The following is an 18469-nucleotide window of genomic DNA, read 5'->3' on the forward strand; positions in this document are numbered from 1 at the left end:
ATCCTTGGTGATATTTATGTGATGAACTTCGATGGAACCAATCCCATTAACCTGACTCAATCGGTAGAGAGGCCGGAGAGTGTTTCCTCTTGGTCTCCAGACGGAAAACAGATTGCCTTTAGATCAGCCAAGTACTTCAGGGGGGATAATCTTTTCCACTCGGACATTTGGGTGATGGATGCAGATGGAGGCAATCCTCGTAACTTGACCGACCATCATGCCCAAGACTCATCTCCGGATTGGTCCCCGGATGGAATGCAGATTGCATTCCACTCTGACCGCAACAGGGACTGGGAATTTGATGTCCTAGAGAAGAATTGGGAAGTCTTTTTGATGAACACTGACGGGGCAAATCTTATCAACCTCACCAATCACCCCGCTGGAGACGGTAGTCCCGCTTGGTCACCGGATGGAAGACAGATTGCATTCGTTTCTAACCGTGATAGAAAAGATGTTGACGACGAAAACGTAGAAATCTATGTCATGAATGCTGACGGTACTAATCCTATCAACCTGACCAATCACCCGGCTGAAGACAGTGGACCTGATTGGTCCCCGGATGGGCTGCAAATTGTATTCACTTCTGACCGTGACAGAAACGATGACGGCACCAAAAACGTAGAAATCTATGTCATGAATGCTGATGGGACTAACCCTATTAACATCACCAATCACCCAGCTAGAGACAGTAGTCCCTCATGGGGATCTGTCCGTCCCTTAGGCGTTTCTTCAAATGGGAGACTAGTCACCTCATGGGGAAAAGTCAAGCGCATCAATACCTACGGAGTGAGGTAGAATCTATGAGAAGCTTGGTAGATAGATAAAGGAGGAAAACGATGAAATACGCATGGCTCAAACGCAGGATATATGACTACTATCTTATCAAAGGTCTCTTTGCTCTCGCTGTGAGTCTCCTTTTGACACCAATAAGTTTGGCACAACTCGCTGATACTAGGATTGCCTTTGAGTCTACCCGGAGTCGGCATTGGATTGCCGAAATTTACATGATGGACCCTGACGGGGGACAAATCCAACAACTTACCGACGAGCCGAAATATGATGGCGCCCCAGCTTGGTCACCCGATGGGAAGCGGATTACCTTTGTATCATATCGAGATCTGAAACAAATTCCTGAACGTGGGGTTATCCGCGGTGAAATCTATGTGATGAATGCCGATGGCACCAATCTCATCAATCTGACCCGATCAGTAGACAGAGCGGAGAGGGTTTCTACCTGGTCCCCGGACGGAAAACAGATTGCCTTTACATCGGCTGAACTCTTCAATGGGCATACCCTCGTCAACTCGGATATTTTCGTGATGGATGTAGATGGAGGGGATTCTATTAACCTCACCAATCATGACGCCTTAGACCAGACTCCGGATTGGTCTCCGGACGGGAATCGGATTGCATTCTCCTCTCTCCGCGATGGAAACTGGGAAATCTACCTGATAAACGCTGATGGGACTAACCCCATTAACATCACCAATCACCCAGCGAAAGACGGCAGACCGGATTGGTCTCCGGATGGACAGCAAATTGCATTCACTTCTGACCGTGACGGCAACTTAGAAATCTATATAATGAACGCTGATGGGACTAACCCTATTAACCTCACCAATCACCCGGCTGAAGACAATAGGTCCTCTTGGTCGCCGGATGGAACGCGGATTGCCTTCGATTCTAACCGGGACGACCCATTCGGAGAAATCTATGTGATGAAAGCCGATGGAACGAATCCCATTAACATCACCCAGAACCCCGATGATTGGGACCTTTCCCCCTCATGGGGACCTGCTCCCGCCTTAAGTGTTGCCTCGAATGGGAAATTGGCAACCGTATGGGGAAAAGTCAAGCGCCCCAACACCTACACGATGAAGTAGAATCTAGGGGGCACCTAGCATAAAGGAGGGAAGCTGCTGCTTCATGTATTCTCTCATTCGGTTTCTGACGTTTTGGGGTGAGTAAAGGTTGTAGGGAACAACGAGCGTTGTTCCCTACTTTACCATGTCAAAAGAACTAGGGGTTCCTGTATTCATAAAGCATAATGTGAGGGATCAATGATTTACCGAATAATATGCACCCGATTCCCGCCTCGGAGTGTCTCATCCGGCATCGGGATCGGCGTTTCGATGAGGGCGATGAACCGTCCGTCCGCACTGATGGCAATCGTATCGTAGGGGAGCTGCCCCTCCGTGCGATAGGTATAGAGATACTTAGAGAGACCACCTCCCGCCGCATTGAGATCAAAGACAGAGATACCGTGAAGCTGCTCCTCAACGTTTCGTCCTCGCTTGGATACGCTGATAACGGCATATCGTCCTATCCCATCAACCTGCAATCCTTGCGGCATATTTTCCAATGTCCACTGCCACATCTTCTCCCCTGACCACCCATGAGCGAACAGGGTCATCCCATTCGGGTGGGCCGAAGGGGGACGTTGCGCGCCTTTCTGCAAATGGTACGGAATAAAAGTGTCGCCCGTCACGAAGAGCGCGAAGTCGTTAGTAGCGGCGATTGTTCCATTGGTAGCGATGATTGGGATGCCGCTGACTTCAAGCGGTGTCGTGAGGTTTGTTTCCCACAGCGGCTTATTTCCTTCTGGCATCGGCACCGTATTGAAAATGAACGCCCGTCCGTCATCGGCTGTGACATTGATGAACCCTCCATCGGGCGAGGTACTGACCCCGCGCCAGAACGTCACCTCCTCGAAGTATGGTTTGAGTGGGTCGAAGGTATACTCCCACGCTGTTTCGCCCGTTTCGCCATCGATGACATACAACGTCCCGGATTTGAAACTTGCGGTGTCTCCACTACCCCTTCTGTAAGTGAGTAGTGCGACCGTTTTCACATCGCGGCTATAATCAAACCAACTGATAGTCATCGGCAGTGTCTGATCGGGGGGCCATTTCCATTTGAGCGTTCCTGTTTCTCCATCGAAACGGTAGAGTTGTGCCTTTTTTAATTCCACGCCATCTTTCGTCCACGAGTGGTTTCCCACCACAAGCAGATCGTTCCCTTCCGTTGTCGAGATTCGATAGGGTCCCGGATACTGCACCCATGCGTACACATCGTCCGGATTCTGTGGGGCAGATGTATCGATATCATCTGCCATGCGATATTTCCATAACAGCGTAGGCTTTGTCGTTGACAGGTCATAGGCATAGATGAAGCCATCAGGGGATTGTTCACCGATATAGAAACGTTTTCCGTCTGGACTGAAGGCTGCGTGTTTAGCGTAGCCTTCGGAGATTCGTGTTTTCCAGATTCGATCCCCTGTGAGCGAGTTAATTATTGCCACATGTCCAGCGTTTGTCCCAACCGCGAGTTGTTCACCATCGGGGGAAAAAGCAATCGTCGTCGGTTTCGCCGGACGTTGCAGGTTTGCCAGTAGTGACAATGAGTCTTCTAATTCGACAGTACGGATACGATAGGGGAGGGGTTTGACCGGCGCGGTGGTGTCTATTTCAAATAGCCTACCATCAGTCCACCGGAGTGTGACGTGATAGCTTGTTTGAGGTTTCCAATCATAAGTTGCAAGGGCGCGTTGATCGTCGATCCAAGCAGGGGAAAACTCTTCCGCAGGTTCAGATACTTCGTGTATAACTAGGCTTGGTAACGGGTCCGATTGATTGGTCCCCTTGGGGCGTTCTTCTAGCTCAATAACAATGCCACTCCGTACAAAAATAACATTACCCTTGAGGGACTTTGCCACAGCGTGGGTTGGAGCGAAAATGTAAATCAATATACCAAGAAATATGCTCAATCGTAAATTTTGATTTTTCATGAAAAACCTCCTGTAGAGTGTATTATTGAAATTTTCAACCTGTTCAGGGAATCTTGATACTATTCCGCGACTCGCCACAGCCCCGAACCCAATCGCTTCCCCAGAACGACACCGATAAATGTATAGGAAAAACCGTCGACCAAGATCCGTGCTAGGATATACCAATCCGCGTAGAAGAGACGGTAGAGTGTCATGCTCAGTTGGAAATCAACGTAAACAGTGAACGCATCGCATAAGCCGAAGATCAGCGCCAAGGTCAACAGGCTTGCACCTCCAATTGCGCCGGAATCCAAAGTAATTTTCCGCGCTATCTGGAAACCGGCTTCAAGCAGCAGCACAGCGGTGACAGCGTGAAGCAGTATGGTGGGCGTAAGTAGCCCCAAGGTGACGCCTCCCAACAGAAGTCGAACTGCGGTAACGAGGGTAATCACCCCAAATTTTGGGATGAGGATCAGCAGCGACGTCAGCAACGCGTAGTATAGCATCTCGTTGATGAGTCCCGTGATCAGAGATGAAATAGGACCGAGTAACGCAGAGATCAGGTTAGTCAGCAGGGTTGATGGGACGTTGACGGCAATAAATATCGTTGTGCCAAACAGAGAAATGAGGATCAACTGCTTAGTCGAAAAACGGATAAATAGTTGTTGGTGAAAACAGAGTAGCAATCCAATTCCGAGTCCTGTCACAATGGTCACAAGGCTGGTAACAAGCAGCGCGTGGAGATTGGGTGTCACAATCAACAGAGGTCGCGTGGCGCGGAGAGCGGTTGCGTCGCTTCCCCAAATTTTCACTTCAATTGCACGCTCATATTGCCCCGCCCCAGTAAAATCTTGATGTTGTTGGGCAAGCGGATTCAGATAGATGGGCAGAGGGGCAGATGTGGTACTTTTTCCTGTCAAACTGACAAACGCAAGGCTGCGATTCGTGCCGGCGTTGACCGCGTCCGGGGGAGATAGGAAGGGAACAGGCTCCCTGCTCTCTGTATCGCGATTCATTGATCCGACAATCGCGTGAACCGTCTCCTTCCCTTGATTGTGGATGTGAACCGTTTGATAAGCGACAGGCTCAAATTCATCCGTCGGGCTGGTTTTTGCCCCGAACCATTTGCCGAGCCCTCCCAAGAGTGGACGTGGAGAGGAAATCGTGTCCCGTCGTTGACGCGGATCGGAAATGCCGCCTGGGCCTGTCGGCATGGTAATGTCCTCAATCCGAAGTTGCTCCGCAATCTCATCGAGGGAGGCAGAACGCAATGGCGTCGTCACACTCCGTTCCCACCGATCTCCCGACTCATTTTCAAAGAACACGTGTCCGCGGATCTGTGCGCCCTTAGAGAGCGGTTCATCTGGGATCTTTAAGGTCAATTGGCTGTACCAAACCTCTGATTCGACGGTGAATCTTCCTGATGAGTGGTAGGATAAAACCTCCTCTCCAATTCCACTAGAATTCGGAACCTCCTCCTTCACCTCACTATCCCATACTGGGTTATGTGGTAACACTTGAAATGATGCCGGAACCTGAAGCACCACTTGAAAGGTAACAGGTGCCTCCAAGCCACTTCGGACGAGCACGGTTGCAGTCATTTCGACGCCCCGTAAGACCAACGATGCCTTCTGAGCGGACGCTGCCGGTGATACGTTCAAGTCTGTACCAACGCTTGTATCAACGGTCTTGTTCACCTCGATTGTGCCGTAAGGGATCGCAATCTCGATCGTCCCGCGCGGATCGGTTTGGGGTGCCTGCACCATTTGAGCGGCAGATTCACCGCTCTGATACATCACTTCAAACCGATAAGTCTGCCCCTTTTCCCAGCGAAAGTAGAGGAATTCGGTGCTGCGTGCATATCCTCCGAGATCGAGTCGAGCGACTAACCTGTCCTCTGAATCAAACGCGGTGACTTTTTGGATGTTCTCTCGAATCGTAGCGTCAAATTCGACTTTTGCACCGAGCGAAAAAAAGGTGGAGGCCCATGAAATCGGAACTTGTTCACCGCTTTTTGGCGAACAAGCGAGATAACAGAAACAGAGGAGCAAGAATAGTAGATCCCGACGCGTCGAGGATTCTCGCTTCGCGGAACGTGAAATATAACAGATATGGGGATTCAAGGGTTTTAGAATGATAGTTTAACGGATAATCAAATTGGATTAAAGGTTTAAGATCCACGAAGTAAACTTTTGTAGGGAACGTAGATTTACGCTCCCTACGCACATTTTCTGCGCCTTCATCAGTTGACATCTTGCCCGAAATACTTCGCAATACGGACGAGATCGAAGACGTCGATAATTCCATCGCGATTAACATCGCCTTGGAGGTTCCTACCTGTTTGTCCAAAGTTGCTTGCGACGAGGACCAGATCAAGGATATTGACTACGCCATCATGATTCACATTAGCAGCCGCAACTCCTATTGATTGGACCTGTGCAACGGTGACGAGAGATGCTCCCGGGCCAACGCCGTAGGTATTAAGCAGCGTTCCATCGGGGGCAACGACATATAACTCGTCCATTCTGCCACCTGTCCAATCTGCTCTTGCGATATACAGGTTATCGTTCTGATCGATTGCTCCCACTCCGCCCAAATCTGTGAATGGGTTGTCAGCATCGTGTGTCCATACTTCGCTGACTAGATCGTACACAAGCAATCCACCAGAACTGATAAAGACGCGCTTCATGCTGTCAATGGTGGGTCCACCTGCCCTTGTCTCGAGTTCAATGGTTTTTTCGACTTCGTCGGTAACTGCGTCGATAAACACGACTGTCCCCGGGATGGGGCCTTGAGGATTCCACCCACCAATACCTGCCGACACTGCAATCACCCTAGATACACTATCACTCGTGATACCGTTTGTGTTTATCGGCATTGGGATAGTTTTTATGACTGTATCGGTCTCTGTATCAATGACCGTGACGTTACTCGTATCGTCATAGCTGATGTTCCAAGTGCCCGGCTCCTTAGCATAGGCGGAGTTGGCAACATACGCCTTTCCGTTAAGAACCGTTATTCCATCCGGCATTGGACCGCAAGGAATCCGCTTAACAACGCTTTTCTGGTTCAGATCTACCACATAGATTACATTGCTATATAGACCTGTAACGTACGCTTTGGAGGGAGGGATAAGGACAATCTGTTTGGGGGTGGTATCGGAGTCGATTGGGATGCTTCCGACATTTGAGCGGGTCAAAAGATTGATAATTTCGATAGAGCCGCCACGCGGATCAAAAAATGGATCCGGTTCTTGGAGAAGAACATAAAGGAGATTCCCTTGAACCTCCAGATCGCTCGGTATAACCAGTCCAAGTGGAATAATCTCATTTTCAACTGCCTTTTTCAGATTAGGTTCATCAAGATTGACAATTGAGAGCGATGGCAGAATGCCGGCTTCTGGTTTGCGTAAACCGTTCACAACAATTGCCAAATTTTCGGCTTCTTGGGCATAAACATTCAGGGTGACGAACATGAAAATTGCGAGTACAAATGTGAAGGTGAACTTGCGTATATGCATAACCGAATCGTCCTTTCATCAGTGATATAGCGGTGTCAGCTGTAGGTTTTGCAACCTAAAAACAAAAAACCCCAGCTTTCACGCCGAAAGCTGGGGTGTGGTCCGCCATTTACACCTGTGATATGCAAGTATACTCAAGCACGATGAGTCGGCAAAGAACCCCGTTTCACAGCCTTCCCGCGAAAGCTACCATGTGAAATCAGATTCAGGTAGGTCTCCTGACTTACGACAACGCGTTGTCCGCCTTCCCATCCCGAAATGGGACAGTGGCTTCTGGACACGATTTAACGTCGTTTACAGTGGCGGGGCCGTGGCGGATTCTTACCGCACTTCCCTATTCTCCGGCAATCTTTATCGATTACCAGCACCTGAATCGACAACTATGTAGTTTTAAGATGCTTCTTCGATTCTGTTTGAAGCAATAGTAATTATAGCAGATTTTCAAAAAATTGTCAAAGGGATTTACGAGAAGCTAGAAAAAGGATGGAGACACTAGCGAGATACATGAGAAAAGACTGAGAAAAGCATGCTACTCTCTGTTCCCAAGTACGACTTCGCGCAGAAGGAATTGTCCATCTCGGAAAATTTTAACCGTAATGCGGGTATCAGGTGGGAAGCTAGCAACCCGTTTTTTGAATTCAAGGAATGTACGGACAGGTTGCCCTTTAAATTCAACAATAACGTCTTGATGTTTGATGCCGGACTTCTCAGCGGGGCTTCCTTTTGAAACTTTTGTGACGCGGACACCGACAGCGGTAGTTCGCTCGTGTTCCTGTTCAAGCCAAATCCCAAGCCAACCGCGAGGAACGCTACCGTATTGAGTCAGTTGTTCGGCGATGTGTTTTACTGTATTAATCGGAATAGCAAAGCCAACCTCGCTTCTCGTCCAAGTCCGTCCGAATGGGCTGGTATTCAGCATGGCGGTTTGCTTCTGGAGCAATTCTGGAGTCGGCGAATTGAGCCAATGTGATATCTGCTTGAGATAAGGATCTTCCATCTTTGCCGCAATAACACCAACAATTTCCCCCGATGTATTAACAACAGCCCCTCCACTGTTACCTGGATTCACAGAGGCATTGACCTTGATTGCATCGTAAAACGGTCGATCGGGTAAAATCTCTAAGCCACTGACTGTTCCAAAGGAAAGTGTCGGAGAATGCCCATAAGAGCTGCCAACCGTGATGACCCATGACCCTGTATTGATTTGATCGGAATCGCCAATTCTTGTCTGAGGGAGGTTGTCGTTCTCAACAGAGAGAACAGCGATATCTGTTAGGGTATCAATACCGAGTAGTGTTCCCGATGTACGCTTTCCATTGGTAAATACGACTTCAATCTCAGTCGCGTTTTCAACCACTCCCGCGGTTGTTACGATGTGGCCAGCGGCGTTAATGATAATGCCGGATCCGATGTTCTCGTAAGAGAGCGCGGTCATCGGGTTATCAGTTAACAATGTTCCTGGTGCCCCCGAAATCGTTTGCGGGGTGCCCCTGCATGTCGCCACAACTTCAACGACAGATGGTTGCACAGATTTTACTATCGCTTGAAACTCACGCTCCATGGATTGCAGCACACTTTCTTCGGCAACCGCAGACCAGAGACAAGCTGAAAACAGCGCAATAGCGAGAGCGACTGATTTATGATACAGGCGAATTGAGCAAAGCTTAATAGGTACGTTGCGTCTCTTATTCTGTATCTGAACTGTTTTATACATTTTACAAGCCTCCCCCTGTAGGGGCTTTTGTATAGTTAATGGTCCGTAAAATATAGTTCTGTTCTAGCTGCTGCGGTTGTTGACTTTTATCCGCCGGCTGCAGGTCAGATTCCCGGAGTTGCGGTTGCTGGTTTCCACGCGTTGGTTGTAGATTAAACGCCGGGAATTGTGGCTGTTGATTTCCACGCGTTGGTTGCAAGTCAAGCACCGAGGGCTCTGGAAAATTGACTAGGGATTGCAGTTCTTGACTAGGGACAGCTAAAGGTAATTGTTGCTGCTTCGATTCCACCTCGCGCCCTTCAGCAAGCGGCATACGCTTTGAAGACGCCGGCACTTCCACGGTTTCGGGCGATTCAGATTCGGTCAGCGTTTTTTGATAAAAATAGAAACCGGCGATCATCACAAGCAACACTGCAATTGCACCTAATGCCAAATAAATTTGACCATGCAAGGGCTGCAACACGCGTTGCCAAAACGGAATTGATTCGACCTGGGTACCCGCGAGGCGGGTTTGCAAGGTAATATCGAATTCGGTTGATGGCTTAATCTGCGGCAACTGATGTAGCAGATCTAATGACTCGCGGAATAGCGTAAATTCTTGACGACACGACTCGCAGGTGCTCAGATGAGTTTCAAATGCCCTAACCGCCTGATAGTCTAATTCATCTTCTATATACGCAGAAAATTGTTCTTCAACTTTTAAGCAGTTCATGATGACTCCACAAAACTTCTCAATTTATCTTTTAACATAAGCCGTGCACGGTTGATGCGTGATTTTGTCGTTCCGAGCGGGAGGGTTAACGTTTCGCTGATTTCCTCATAACTCAATTCTTGCAGATCCCGGAGAATCAATGGTAGCCGATAGCGTTCAGGAAGTTCGGATATCGCACTTTGCACAGCGTGTTCACGTTCTTTCTGTTCAAGTTGGTTTCCTGGTTGTAGGGAGACATGCGCGGGGGCAGTTGCGATCAGATCTTTTTCGATTGGTTCTGGTCCCGAGGAGGATTCGGTAGTCACACTATCGACGAAGAACCGACCTCGTCGCCCCCGATTTCGTAGCTCATTTTTGCAAAGATTGGAGGCAATATGATACATCCAGGTGCTAAACTTAGCTGCTCCGGATTTGTATCGCTTGATTGCTTTGAACATACGAACAAATGTCTCCTGTGCCAAGTCCTCAGCGGAGTCCGAATCGTCTAGGAACCGAGCGATGAAATTCACCAGAGGGACCCGATTTCGGCGCACTATTAGATCAAACGCCTCCATATTCCCTTGTTGACACTGTTGCATCAATTCATCGTCCAGATCTGGCATAATCGGTCCTCCGCGGGTGCTTGACTAGAAACACACCAACAAATTCAGAAAGTTGCAATATTCATCTAAAAAATTGACAGATTCTCTATCATATTGTTACGCTTTGCGCGCGATGCTATTGGATAAGCTATAGATTCACAGGTAGGAATGTTTACAAAGAAATTTTTGTTGACGTCACGTAAAAAAAACTGTAAAATGAGTTTTGTTGACAGGTCTTGTAGCAAAATCAGTAAGTCGGTGCGAGTCCCCACCTGTATCAAAGTAAACCGCTGAATGGATTCGCATCAAACAATTATAGCAAGGAGCATACAATGCGATCAACAAAAATTTTGAGCCTAATGTTGGTTTTAACGATGTTTGGGTTGTTGATACTCTCCCAGGCTTATGGAGATGGGAAATGGACGATTCTGCGGAATGATGATTTCGTGCGTAACGATGGTGTGTGGGGACATCTTCAGGATGTGGAGTTTAACGATCGAATGAATGGCTGGGCTGTGGGGTCTGACGGGTTGATTGTACAGACAACCGATGGTGGAAAGACTTGGACACAGATAATAGTCAAGCAGATAGCCGAGATGGAACGCCAAGTTTATTTTTGGAACGTTTATTTCCGTGACAAAAATGTCGGTTTTATCACGGGGACGAGGGGGACTATCCTCAAGACAACTGATGGCGGCCAAACCTGGGAACTTAAAGAGGCAATTAATGAAAGTCGCCTAGATCGGGAGGGGAATCCCGCAGTTCTGCGTCGCCGTCTGATAGATGCTTGGATGGTGGATGGACAAACTGGATTTATGGTTGGAGAAAACGACACCTTCATTAAAACCATCGATGGTGGTGAAAGCTGGATCGGCACAGGTAAGCGTGTGGCTGTTGGGAATACGCGCAATAATTTTGAAAGGATCCATTTTGCTTCGCCCGCAATCGGTTGGATAGTCGGTTCTTTCGGAACGATTCTGAGGACCACCGACGGTGGCGAAACATGGGAAAACCAAGACGCTGGCGTTGACAATAATCTGAAAGGCGTCGATTTTGTCGATGAAAACACAGGCTGGATTGCGGGACAAGAAGGTGTGATTCTCCACACCCAAGATGGAGGGGTCACATGGACAAAGCAGGAGACGCAGTCTTACGATAGTTTGTATGATGTCGTCTTCGTTGATTCGCAAACCGGCTGGGCTGTCGGTGATTTTGGGACCATCTTGCACACTACTGATGGTGGGCAAACATGGACACGTGAAAACGCCGGCAATCTCCCAACGTTATACGCGATTGATGCGATAGATACAGGACAGCGATGGGGAGTTGGCGAAGGGGGAATAATCATAGGAGTTGGGCAGTAATTTCCTTCTGATAGCGAATGACTCCATTTTCAGATTGAGGTGCTGAATGGTAGACCTCAAGAATATTGACGAGCATTTTGTCCAAACCGTGTGGGACGAGCAGCGGTTCATTGATTTCGGCCTTAAGTCCACAGATGGACGTCCAATTCAGGTGCTCAAGCCGGGGTTCTGGAATAGCGATGAAGGCCCCGATTTTGTGCATGCAGAACTCGTGATTGATGGGGACCTACATGCCGGAGATGTGGAGATTCACACCAATTCGTCCGGCTGGTATAATCACAAACACCACCTAGATCCGAGGTATAATCGTGTCATCTTGCATGTCGTCTACTTGAACGATGACATCAACCTCCGGACACGGCTTCAGAACGGAAAGCGGATTCCAACACTCGAAATCTTAAACCGACTTGACGCACCAATCGGCGATCTGTTCGACGAAAGAAAGGAAAATCAGGAAACATTTACCAACAAATGCAGGGTGACGGGCGAAACGCTCAAAATCGAGCGTGTCCAATCAACCTTTGACGATCTAGGACAGGAGCGGCTACAGGAAAAAGCTGATGTGATGCGAACCCAGATAGTTGGAGTGGATTTTGAACAGCTACTGTATCAAGGCATCATGGAGGCGTTAGGCTACACAAAAAACAGTAGCCCCTTTCGGGAATTGGCGCAGCGGGTGCCTCTTTCGGAAATTCGTGGCAAATCCGATGAATCCGTTCAGGCAATTCTGTTTGGCGTGGCAGGGTTGCTGCCTGCACAATCTCAGCAGGAAATCGAATGGGACGAGGAGGACAAGAGGTTTATCGAACGGTTGGAATCGATTTGGGAATCTACTGAACAACACAAAAGCTCTACACGTATGGCAGCAGAACAGTGGCATTTTGCCAAGATGCGTCCAGCCAATTATCCGTCCCGCCGCATCCCAGGTATCGCCCAAATTATCAGTCGCTGTCAGGATACTCTGATGATGGATTTTCTTCCGCTGATTGCGGGTGCAGCAACGGTGAATCAGAGGGCTTTGGCGCGTATGCGTCGCCAATTACAAGAGAGGTTGACCCCAACTCCCTCCGGTTACTGGGAAAATCATTCTCATTTCGGAAAAGGCATTCCACAGCGCGGGGCTGCACTCATTGGTGTTGATCGTGCCAATGACATTATTGTCAACAAGTTGTTGCCGATTACGTTATTATGGGCTGAACAGTCCCAAAGCCCAACGCTAGCAGAAGCGGTGCAGCGACTGTACGATAGTTATCCAAAACTGCAAGAAAATCGTTTCACTCAACAAATCGAAGCACAAATTTTCAGCCAAGAGCAACCGATTAAACTCATCTCTCCTTCAGCCAAGAAACAGCAGGGCGCGATTTATCTCCACAAAAACTTCTGTAGCAGCCAGCTTTGTGATCTCTGCCCTATCATTGAAGGAGGCGGAATAATTAAAAACTAATGTACCAGTGTTTAGATGGAGGTTATTATGAAATTGGGGTTTCTCTCAAAGATTTTTGAAGGTGCTCTCAGTATTGAAAGAACCTACAACGATTGCGATAAAGCACTAAATAGATTGGGGGCGTACAATGAGCGGATTGAGGAAATGCAAAAGAACGGCGAGGATGTCAGTCGTTTTCCTGCCGAGGAGAAGGCAGAACTCGATGAAATTGTGAATCACGCTATCCAAGGAGCAACACGCCTGATCAATCTGGAACCGACGCGCAACTGGCCTGGTGTTTTCAGGGAGATGCACAAAAACCTAGCAAATATCTACTGCGAACTACATGACTACGACAAAGTTCATGAAGAGTGTGATAAGCTAAAGACTGACTACGGCGAAACTGGACGCCAGGACGCAGAGGAGGTCCTGGAAAAACTTGCGGATAAACAGAACGGCAAAACCGGTTCCCCCGAGGAGGGAACCGCGACAATGTAACAATGCATTTCCTGAATCCTTCTGCATTTTATCTCTTAGCACTCATTCCAATTGTGGTGCTGCTGCATTTCCTCAAACTGCGTCGTCAACGCCATGTCGTTCCCAGCGTGATGCTTTGGCTTGAAGCTATTGAGGATATGAAAGCCAACGTACCCTTCCAACGCCTGCGAAATTCACTTTTGCTCCCGCTTCAGATTCTGTTTTTGCTGGTTGTGGTGGGTAGCGTTGCACGTCCAGCGTTGCGTCAACTCGGCGGTTTGAGTGAGCAATCAGTCGTTATTATAGATACGTCGGCAAGTATGGGAGCAACCGATCTGGGGAAAACCCGTCTTGATGTGGCAAAGGCGGAAGCACTAAAACTGATTAACCAGCTTGGGATAAATGGGCAGATGATGATTATAGATACATCTCGCCCACCGCATAATATCCGTCAGGCTTTTACATCGGATACAGAAAAATTGCGTCAGGCTATTGACAATCTGTCCGTAGCACATACTCCTCCAACGCTCAAAGCGGTATTCGATTCTGTAGCTGTTTACGCGAGGGTGCCGGGGGCGCAGGTTGTGCAGAACCCCGATACAATTGGAGTTGTCTTTATTAGCGACAATTTTGGGACGCTCCCCAATTCTGCAAGTCCATTTCAACTTCAAAAAATCGGTTTGGGAAACCGTAGCGAAAACATCGCAATTGTCCAGTTCAGTGTCACCCGTGCGCTAACCTCACCGAATCGCTACGAAGTGCTCGTTGGCGTGCAAAGTTTTGCAGACGCCCCTAAGGAATTTCAGGTACAGCTAGGAATTGAAGGGAAGTCGTTTTTTGAAGACGAAAGCGTAGTCCTACCTCCGAAAGAGACAACATCAATCCTATTTTTTCTTGAGGACGACGAAAGGTTTTATGGACAGGTCGTCACTGCCCGTCTTGATATTGATGATGATCTTTCTGTTGACAACGTCGCTGCGGCGATTTTGTACCCACCACCGACATGGAAGGTTTTACTCGTCAGTGATCGGGATCAGCCACCGTTGACCGCGATTCTCAAAACAGATCCGCATGTTATCCTAAATCAGGTTCAGACCTCCGATTATCATAGCGCGGGCGGAAACGATATTCTTATCTTTGATCAGTTTGTCCCGGATCCGCTCCCCGAAGGGAATATCGTTTTCCTTAACCCGATCGGTGGGCTTCCTTTTATGCCCGCCCAAGAAAACAGTCAGTCGACTCAAATCATCGATCAGCATCCTACTCACGAGGTGATGCGCGATGTCTCGCTGATTGATTTGGAGGTCAAAGCATCGCTGCGCGTCCAATTGCCATTGTGGGGCATTCCGCTTATTGAAACGAACCAGACACCGCTGATCTGGCTCGGAGAGCAGGACAACCAAAAAGTGGTTGTTTTTGCATTTGATCCGTTCGATCTCGACGTTTCAAACTTTGCGACATCTATACCTTCTGCCCCTATTTTGATGTCTCAGTTTTTGGAATGGTTAGGGGCAGCGACATCCCCAATCCAACCCGATCTTGTTAAGACAGGTGAGCCTGTAAAGATTTATCTTGAGCATATCAGTGAGGTTGAAAGGATAACCGTTCAAACACCCGACAACGACGTGCAAGAGCTACAAGCGCGGGATTCTCGAATCGTTTTTACAGATACAACAAAGGTTGGTGTTTACACTGTATTTGTTGATGGCGAACCGTTTGGTCGATTTGCAGCCAATCTACTTAGCCCACAGGAATCTGACCTTTCGCCGTCGCAATTAGTGGATGATCCCAATACAGATGCGGGTACTGAACGGGTGCAATCTAACTTGCCAGAAGTGAATCAGGAGATATGGGCATACGCAGCTTTTCTCGCACTATTGCTGCTTATTGTGGAATGGTGGGTCTACCATCAGAATCGCCGTTTTAGCCAATCGTAATGAGCAGTGGGATTGGTAATCTCAGTTTATAGACTCTACGTCGGCGTAGATGTACGTCGGGGAAGGGTTTCTCGCATGAATAGTGTCACTGCTATCATCATCGGCGGAAGCGATGTCTCTTTGGACGATACGACCGGGCTGCGCTTCGATGGGTGATGTGAACATTGGTCCGTCAGTGACACATGTGTGGAACTCGCCGTTTTCGCCTAGCGGGTCTACCTCCGCGGGGAGGTCGGCGAGAAATTGGAGATCGAACCATCTACCTGCGAACTCCGCTGGCAACTTGGTGGGATTGAGAGCAGTTACGATGGCACGTACTCCGGAGGCGATCATTTCTTGAGCAAGCGTGGGCGTGTCTTGTCCCCATATCGGGAAGAGCGGCGTAAAGCCGGTTCCGCTGAGTTTATCTTCGCGGTAGCGGCGGATGTCCTCCAGGAATAGGTCTCCGAATGCGAAATGTGATACCGTCAAATGTTCGGGCAATGCTCGCACACGATCCAAAAACTGTCGCATGGCGGCTTCGTATTGTGCGTTGGAACAGGGATACGGTATCGGTATCTCGTATAGTGGCACACCGAGCCTCTCGGATTGCAGTTTCAGGATCCAAGAAGGTGTGGAGTGGATAGAGACACGATCAAAGGTTTGGGTCACAGTTGTGAAGATGCCACGCACATCGTAGCGTTCACCCTGTTGGCGCAAGGTGTGAAATGTCCAAGCGGAATCTTTGCCTGAAGACCAAGAGACTAGAACGGGAGTACGGGAGTTAGAGTCAACTGTAGCGTGTGTTGTTTGTTCTGTCATGATGAGAAAATTGTAACGCAAACAGCAACAGGTTAGCAAGACAAAATTTTCCATTGTAGGGAACAATGATCGTCGTTCCCTATTAAGGGTTCTCATGCTATGAAACCAATAGCTTCTGATCGGGGTATCATCGTCGGTGTCACGGGCGGTATCGCCTGTGGCAAATCGACCGTATCCAAACTGCTCTCAAAAAAGGGTGCGATTCCAATCAACTCGGATGAGATTGGGCACCAGCTGCTCAAACGTGGAAGTCCCGTCATGGGAGCGTTGCTTGAGGCATTCGGGGCTGATATCCTTGACAAATCCGGTGATGTCAGCCGTCAAAAGCTCGCCACAATTGTCTTCAATGACAAAGCTGCCCGCGAGCGTTTGAACGCAATAATGCACCCACCAATTGTCCAACAATCCCGTTCCGAAGCGAATAGGCTTGTCACCGAGGATGCAGATTGCGTTGTCCTGATTGATGCGCCGTTGCTTATTGAGGCGAACTCACAAGATACAGTGGATGTTATTGTCGTGGTCACGGCTTCGGCGCAAACTCAACTTCAGCGTTTGTTGGATCGAGCCATCGCGCAAAATCGTCCCCCAAGCCAATCAGAAGCACAAGCGCGGATTGATTCGCAGATGCTGTTATCCGAAAAGGTGAAGTACGCAGACTTCGTGATTGAAAACGATGGAACGCTTGAAGAGTTGGGCAGAAAGGTGGATGGACTGTGGGAGGATATTCGTAGTCTGAAAGCGGACTGATCCTACCTACCTTATATCTGTGTGATACAAGGAGACCATAATGTTCAGTACATTATTAGCGAAACGTGCATCAGAGAATAATCCCATCCGCGTGGGTATCATTGGTACTGGCAAATTCGGTGCAGGGCTAGTAGCACAACTTTCCCAGATGGAGGGTGCTGAGACTAGTGCCATTGCCGATATCAACTTAGCTCACGCAAGACACGCCTACACAGCGAGTTGTGTGCCGGCGGACGCTATAAAAATTGTACACAATGTCGAACAATTGAACGGAGCCATCCACAGCGGCAAACGGGCGATAACCGAAGATGGTCTACTCCTCCCGCAGTCCGATCTGATAGATGTGGTGGTGGAAGCCACTGGGATTCCAGAAGTTGGTGCCCGCATGGCGTATCATACGTTGACCCATAACAAACATCTGGTGATGGTCAATGTGGAAGCCGATGTGACCATAGGACCCTATCTAAGCCGTCTAGCGGATACCGCTAGCGTCGTTTATACCCTTGTGGACGGTGATCAGCCCGGTGTGACTATGAACATCGTGGACTGGGCAAAGGCACTCGGATTTGAAATTGTCGCCGCCGGTCGTGGCACAATCTTCTACGGTGACGACAGAGAAGGAACGCCGGATACGGTGCCAGAACGTTTTGGCTTCAGCGAAGAGATGATCGAGCGACGGACAATTAACTTAAAAATGTTTAACTCGTTCCGGGATGGCACTAAAGCACAGGTTGAGATGACTGCGCTGGCGAATATGACCGGGCTACCGCCGGACGTGCGGGGTATGCACGAACCTTCACTCAACATCTCCGAAATTGCTCAGGCTTTTAGCCTGCAAGAAGAGGGAGGGCTTCTGAGTCGGCACGGGGTAGTGGAATTAGCCAATAGTGTAGCGGACGATGGGGTTACTCCGTTGGATTTACCGCTTCGGATGGGGGTTTTTGTGGTCATCCGAACCGATCATCCCTTCATTCAGGAGGATTTGGGCGGCTACCATCTCCATCCGGGCGGCAATGGCAAAAACTTTCTGCTCTATCGACCCTATCACCTCGTAGCGGTGGCAGCACCTATCTCTATTATCAAGGCAGCACTCTACGGCCAGCCCACTGGCACACCCTTGACAAAGCCGACCGCAGAGGTAATCACTGTCGCAAAACGAGATCTGAAGCAAGGAGAGACCCTAGATGGTGGCGGCGGGTATACAGTCAACGGGTTGATTGAAAAAGCAGAGACTGCCTGTTCGGAAAATCTGCTGCCTCTAGGCTTGGCGCCCGGAGCTAAATTGAAGCGGGATTTGACGAAAGGAGCAGCGATTACCTACGACATGGTAACGCTCGACGAGGATTCCTTTATACTCAAGCTCCGCCGGTTACAAGATGCGACCCTCAACAGTGAAACGTGAAGAACCTTGCCATCACGATTAAAGT

General features: G+C 48.9%; 15 protein-coding genes and 1 riboswitch. Of the genes, 8 read left to right on the top strand and 7 right to left on the bottom strand.

The window, feature by feature from the left end; genetic code table 11:
* Positions 1–795 (top strand): PD40 domain-containing protein (locus J4G02_02570; GenBank protein MCE2393477.1); only part of this gene is annotated, 795 nt, incomplete at its 5' end.
* Between the two features lie 41 nt (positions 796–836).
* Positions 837–1883, top strand: a complete 1047-nt coding sequence (locus tag J4G02_02575) for a PD40 domain-containing protein (GenBank protein MCE2393478.1) — start codon at positions 837–839, stop codon at positions 1881–1883.
* A 182-nt stretch (positions 1884–2065) separates the two neighbouring features.
* Here J4G02_02575 and J4G02_02580 read toward each other — a convergent pair whose 3' ends face one another.
* The 6 genes from J4G02_02580 to J4G02_02605 all read right to left on the bottom strand — a co-directional run bounded on the left by J4G02_02580 (position 2066) and on the right by J4G02_02605 (position 10314).
* Positions 2066–3787, bottom strand: coding sequence for a PQQ-like beta-propeller repeat protein (locus J4G02_02580; protein MCE2393479.1), 1722 nt, complete (start codon positions 3785–3787; stop codon positions 2066–2068).
* Positions 3788–3846: 59 nt separating this feature from the next.
* A complete protein-coding gene (locus J4G02_02585) occupies positions 3847–5817 on the bottom strand; it encodes a hypothetical protein (protein ID MCE2393480.1) in 1971 nt (656 codons plus the stop codon).
* Between the two features lie 191 nt (positions 5818–6008).
* The gene (locus J4G02_02590; protein MCE2393481.1) at positions 6009–7286 is read right to left on the bottom strand and encodes a hypothetical protein; all 1278 of its coding nucleotides are present in this window, start codon (positions 7284–7286) and stop codon (positions 6009–6011) included.
* A 190-nt stretch (positions 7287–7476) separates the two neighbouring features.
* A riboswitch (cobalamin riboswitch) is annotated at positions 7477–7673 on the bottom strand.
* Between the two features lie 142 nt (positions 7674–7815).
* A complete protein-coding gene (locus J4G02_02595) occupies positions 7816–9000 on the bottom strand; it encodes a trypsin-like peptidase domain-containing protein (GenBank protein MCE2393482.1) in 1185 nt (394 codons plus the stop codon).
* A gap of 1 nt (position 9001) precedes the next feature.
* On the bottom strand, positions 9002–9712 hold the full coding sequence (locus J4G02_02600; GenBank protein ID MCE2393483.1) for a zf-HC2 domain-containing protein: 711 nt from the start codon (positions 9710–9712) through the stop codon (positions 9002–9004).
* The gene (locus J4G02_02605) at positions 9709–10314 is read right to left on the bottom strand and encodes a sigma-70 family RNA polymerase sigma factor (protein MCE2393484.1); all 606 of its coding nucleotides are present in this window, start codon (positions 10312–10314) and stop codon (positions 9709–9711) included. The genes J4G02_02600 and J4G02_02605 overlap by 4 nt, the downstream gene beginning before the upstream one ends.
* Positions 10315–10625: 311 nt before the next feature.
* On the opposite strand from J4G02_02605, the gene J4G02_02610 reads away from it, so the two are divergent.
* The 4 genes from J4G02_02610 to J4G02_02625 are packed head-to-tail and all read left to right on the top strand — an operon-like array spanning position 10626 to position 15494.
* Complete coding sequence (locus J4G02_02610) at positions 10626–11657, top strand: hypothetical protein (protein MCE2393485.1); 1032 nt, start codon at positions 10626–10628, stop codon at positions 11655–11657.
* A 46-nt stretch (positions 11658–11703) separates the two neighbouring features.
* Positions 11704–13101 (top strand): DUF2851 family protein, encoded by a 1398-nt coding sequence (locus tag J4G02_02615; GenBank protein MCE2393486.1) that lies wholly within the window; start codon positions 11704–11706, stop codon positions 13099–13101.
* 27 nt (positions 13102–13128) lie between these two features.
* Positions 13129–13578, top strand: coding sequence for a hypothetical protein (locus J4G02_02620; protein ID MCE2393487.1), 450 nt, complete (start codon positions 13129–13131; stop codon positions 13576–13578).
* 2 nt (positions 13579–13580) lie between these two features.
* A complete protein-coding gene (locus J4G02_02625) occupies positions 13581–15494 on the top strand; it encodes a BatA and WFA domain-containing protein (GenBank protein MCE2393488.1) in 1914 nt (637 codons plus the stop codon).
* Positions 15495–15515: 21 nt separating this feature from the next.
* Here J4G02_02625 and J4G02_02630 read toward each other — a convergent pair whose 3' ends face one another.
* Positions 15516–16295, bottom strand: coding sequence for an ATP-binding protein (locus J4G02_02630; GenBank protein MCE2393489.1), 780 nt, complete (start codon positions 16293–16295; stop codon positions 15516–15518).
* A gap of 99 nt (positions 16296–16394) precedes the next feature.
* On the opposite strand from J4G02_02630, the gene coaE reads away from it, so the two are divergent.
* Both coaE and J4G02_02640 read left to right on the top strand, forming a co-directional pair.
* Entirely contained in the window at positions 16395–17042 is a 648-nt protein-coding gene (coaE, locus tag J4G02_02635; GenBank protein ID MCE2393490.1) for a dephospho-CoA kinase, read from the top strand.
* A 40-nt stretch (positions 17043–17082) separates the two neighbouring features.
* A complete protein-coding gene (locus J4G02_02640; GenBank protein MCE2393491.1) occupies positions 17083–18444 on the top strand; it encodes an NAD(P)-dependent oxidoreductase in 1362 nt (453 codons plus the stop codon).
* Positions 18445–18469 lie beyond the last annotated feature (25 nt).

The sequence above is a fragment of the Candidatus Poribacteria bacterium genome (assembly GCA_021295755.1).
In the GTDB taxonomy this organism is placed as follows: domain Bacteria; phylum Poribacteria; class WGA-4E; order WGA-4E; family PCPOR2b; genus PCPOR2b.

Bases quoted from the DNA above. Each gene is read 5' to 3' on its own strand.
- J4G02_02575 (MCE2393478.1), top strand. From the start codon at position 837: ATGAAATACGCATGGCTCAAACGCAGGATATATGACTACTATCTTATC.
- J4G02_02580 (MCE2393479.1), bottom strand. From the start codon at position 3,787: ATGAAAAATCAAAATTTACGATTGAGCATATTTCTTGGTATATTGATT.
- J4G02_02590 (MCE2393481.1), bottom strand. From the start codon at position 7,286: ATGCATATACGCAAGTTCACCTTCACATTTGTACTCGCAATTTTCATG.
- J4G02_02595 (MCE2393482.1), bottom strand. From the start codon at position 9,000: ATGTATAAAACAGTTCAGATACAGAATAAGAGACGCAACGTACCTATT.
- J4G02_02600 (MCE2393483.1), bottom strand. From the start codon at position 9,712: ATGAACTGCTTAAAAGTTGAAGAACAATTTTCTGCGTATATAGAAGAT.
- J4G02_02605 (MCE2393484.1), bottom strand. From the start codon at position 10,314: ATGCCAGATCTGGACGATGAATTGATGCAACAGTGTCAACAAGGGAAT.
- J4G02_02610 (MCE2393485.1), top strand. From the start codon at position 10,626: ATGCGATCAACAAAAATTTTGAGCCTAATGTTGGTTTTAACGATGTTT.
- J4G02_02615 (MCE2393486.1), top strand. From the start codon at position 11,704: ATGGTAGACCTCAAGAATATTGACGAGCATTTTGTCCAAACCGTGTGG.
- J4G02_02620 (MCE2393487.1), top strand. From the start codon at position 13,129: ATGAAATTGGGGTTTCTCTCAAAGATTTTTGAAGGTGCTCTCAGTATT.
- J4G02_02625 (MCE2393488.1), top strand. From the start codon at position 13,581: ATGCATTTCCTGAATCCTTCTGCATTTTATCTCTTAGCACTCATTCCA.
- J4G02_02630 (MCE2393489.1), bottom strand. From the start codon at position 16,295: ATGACAGAACAAACAACACACGCTACAGTTGACTCTAACTCCCGTACT.
- coaE (MCE2393490.1), top strand. From the start codon at position 16,395: ATGAAACCAATAGCTTCTGATCGGGGTATCATCGTCGGTGTCACGGGC.
- J4G02_02640 (MCE2393491.1), top strand. From the start codon at position 17,083: ATGTTCAGTACATTATTAGCGAAACGTGCATCAGAGAATAATCCCATC.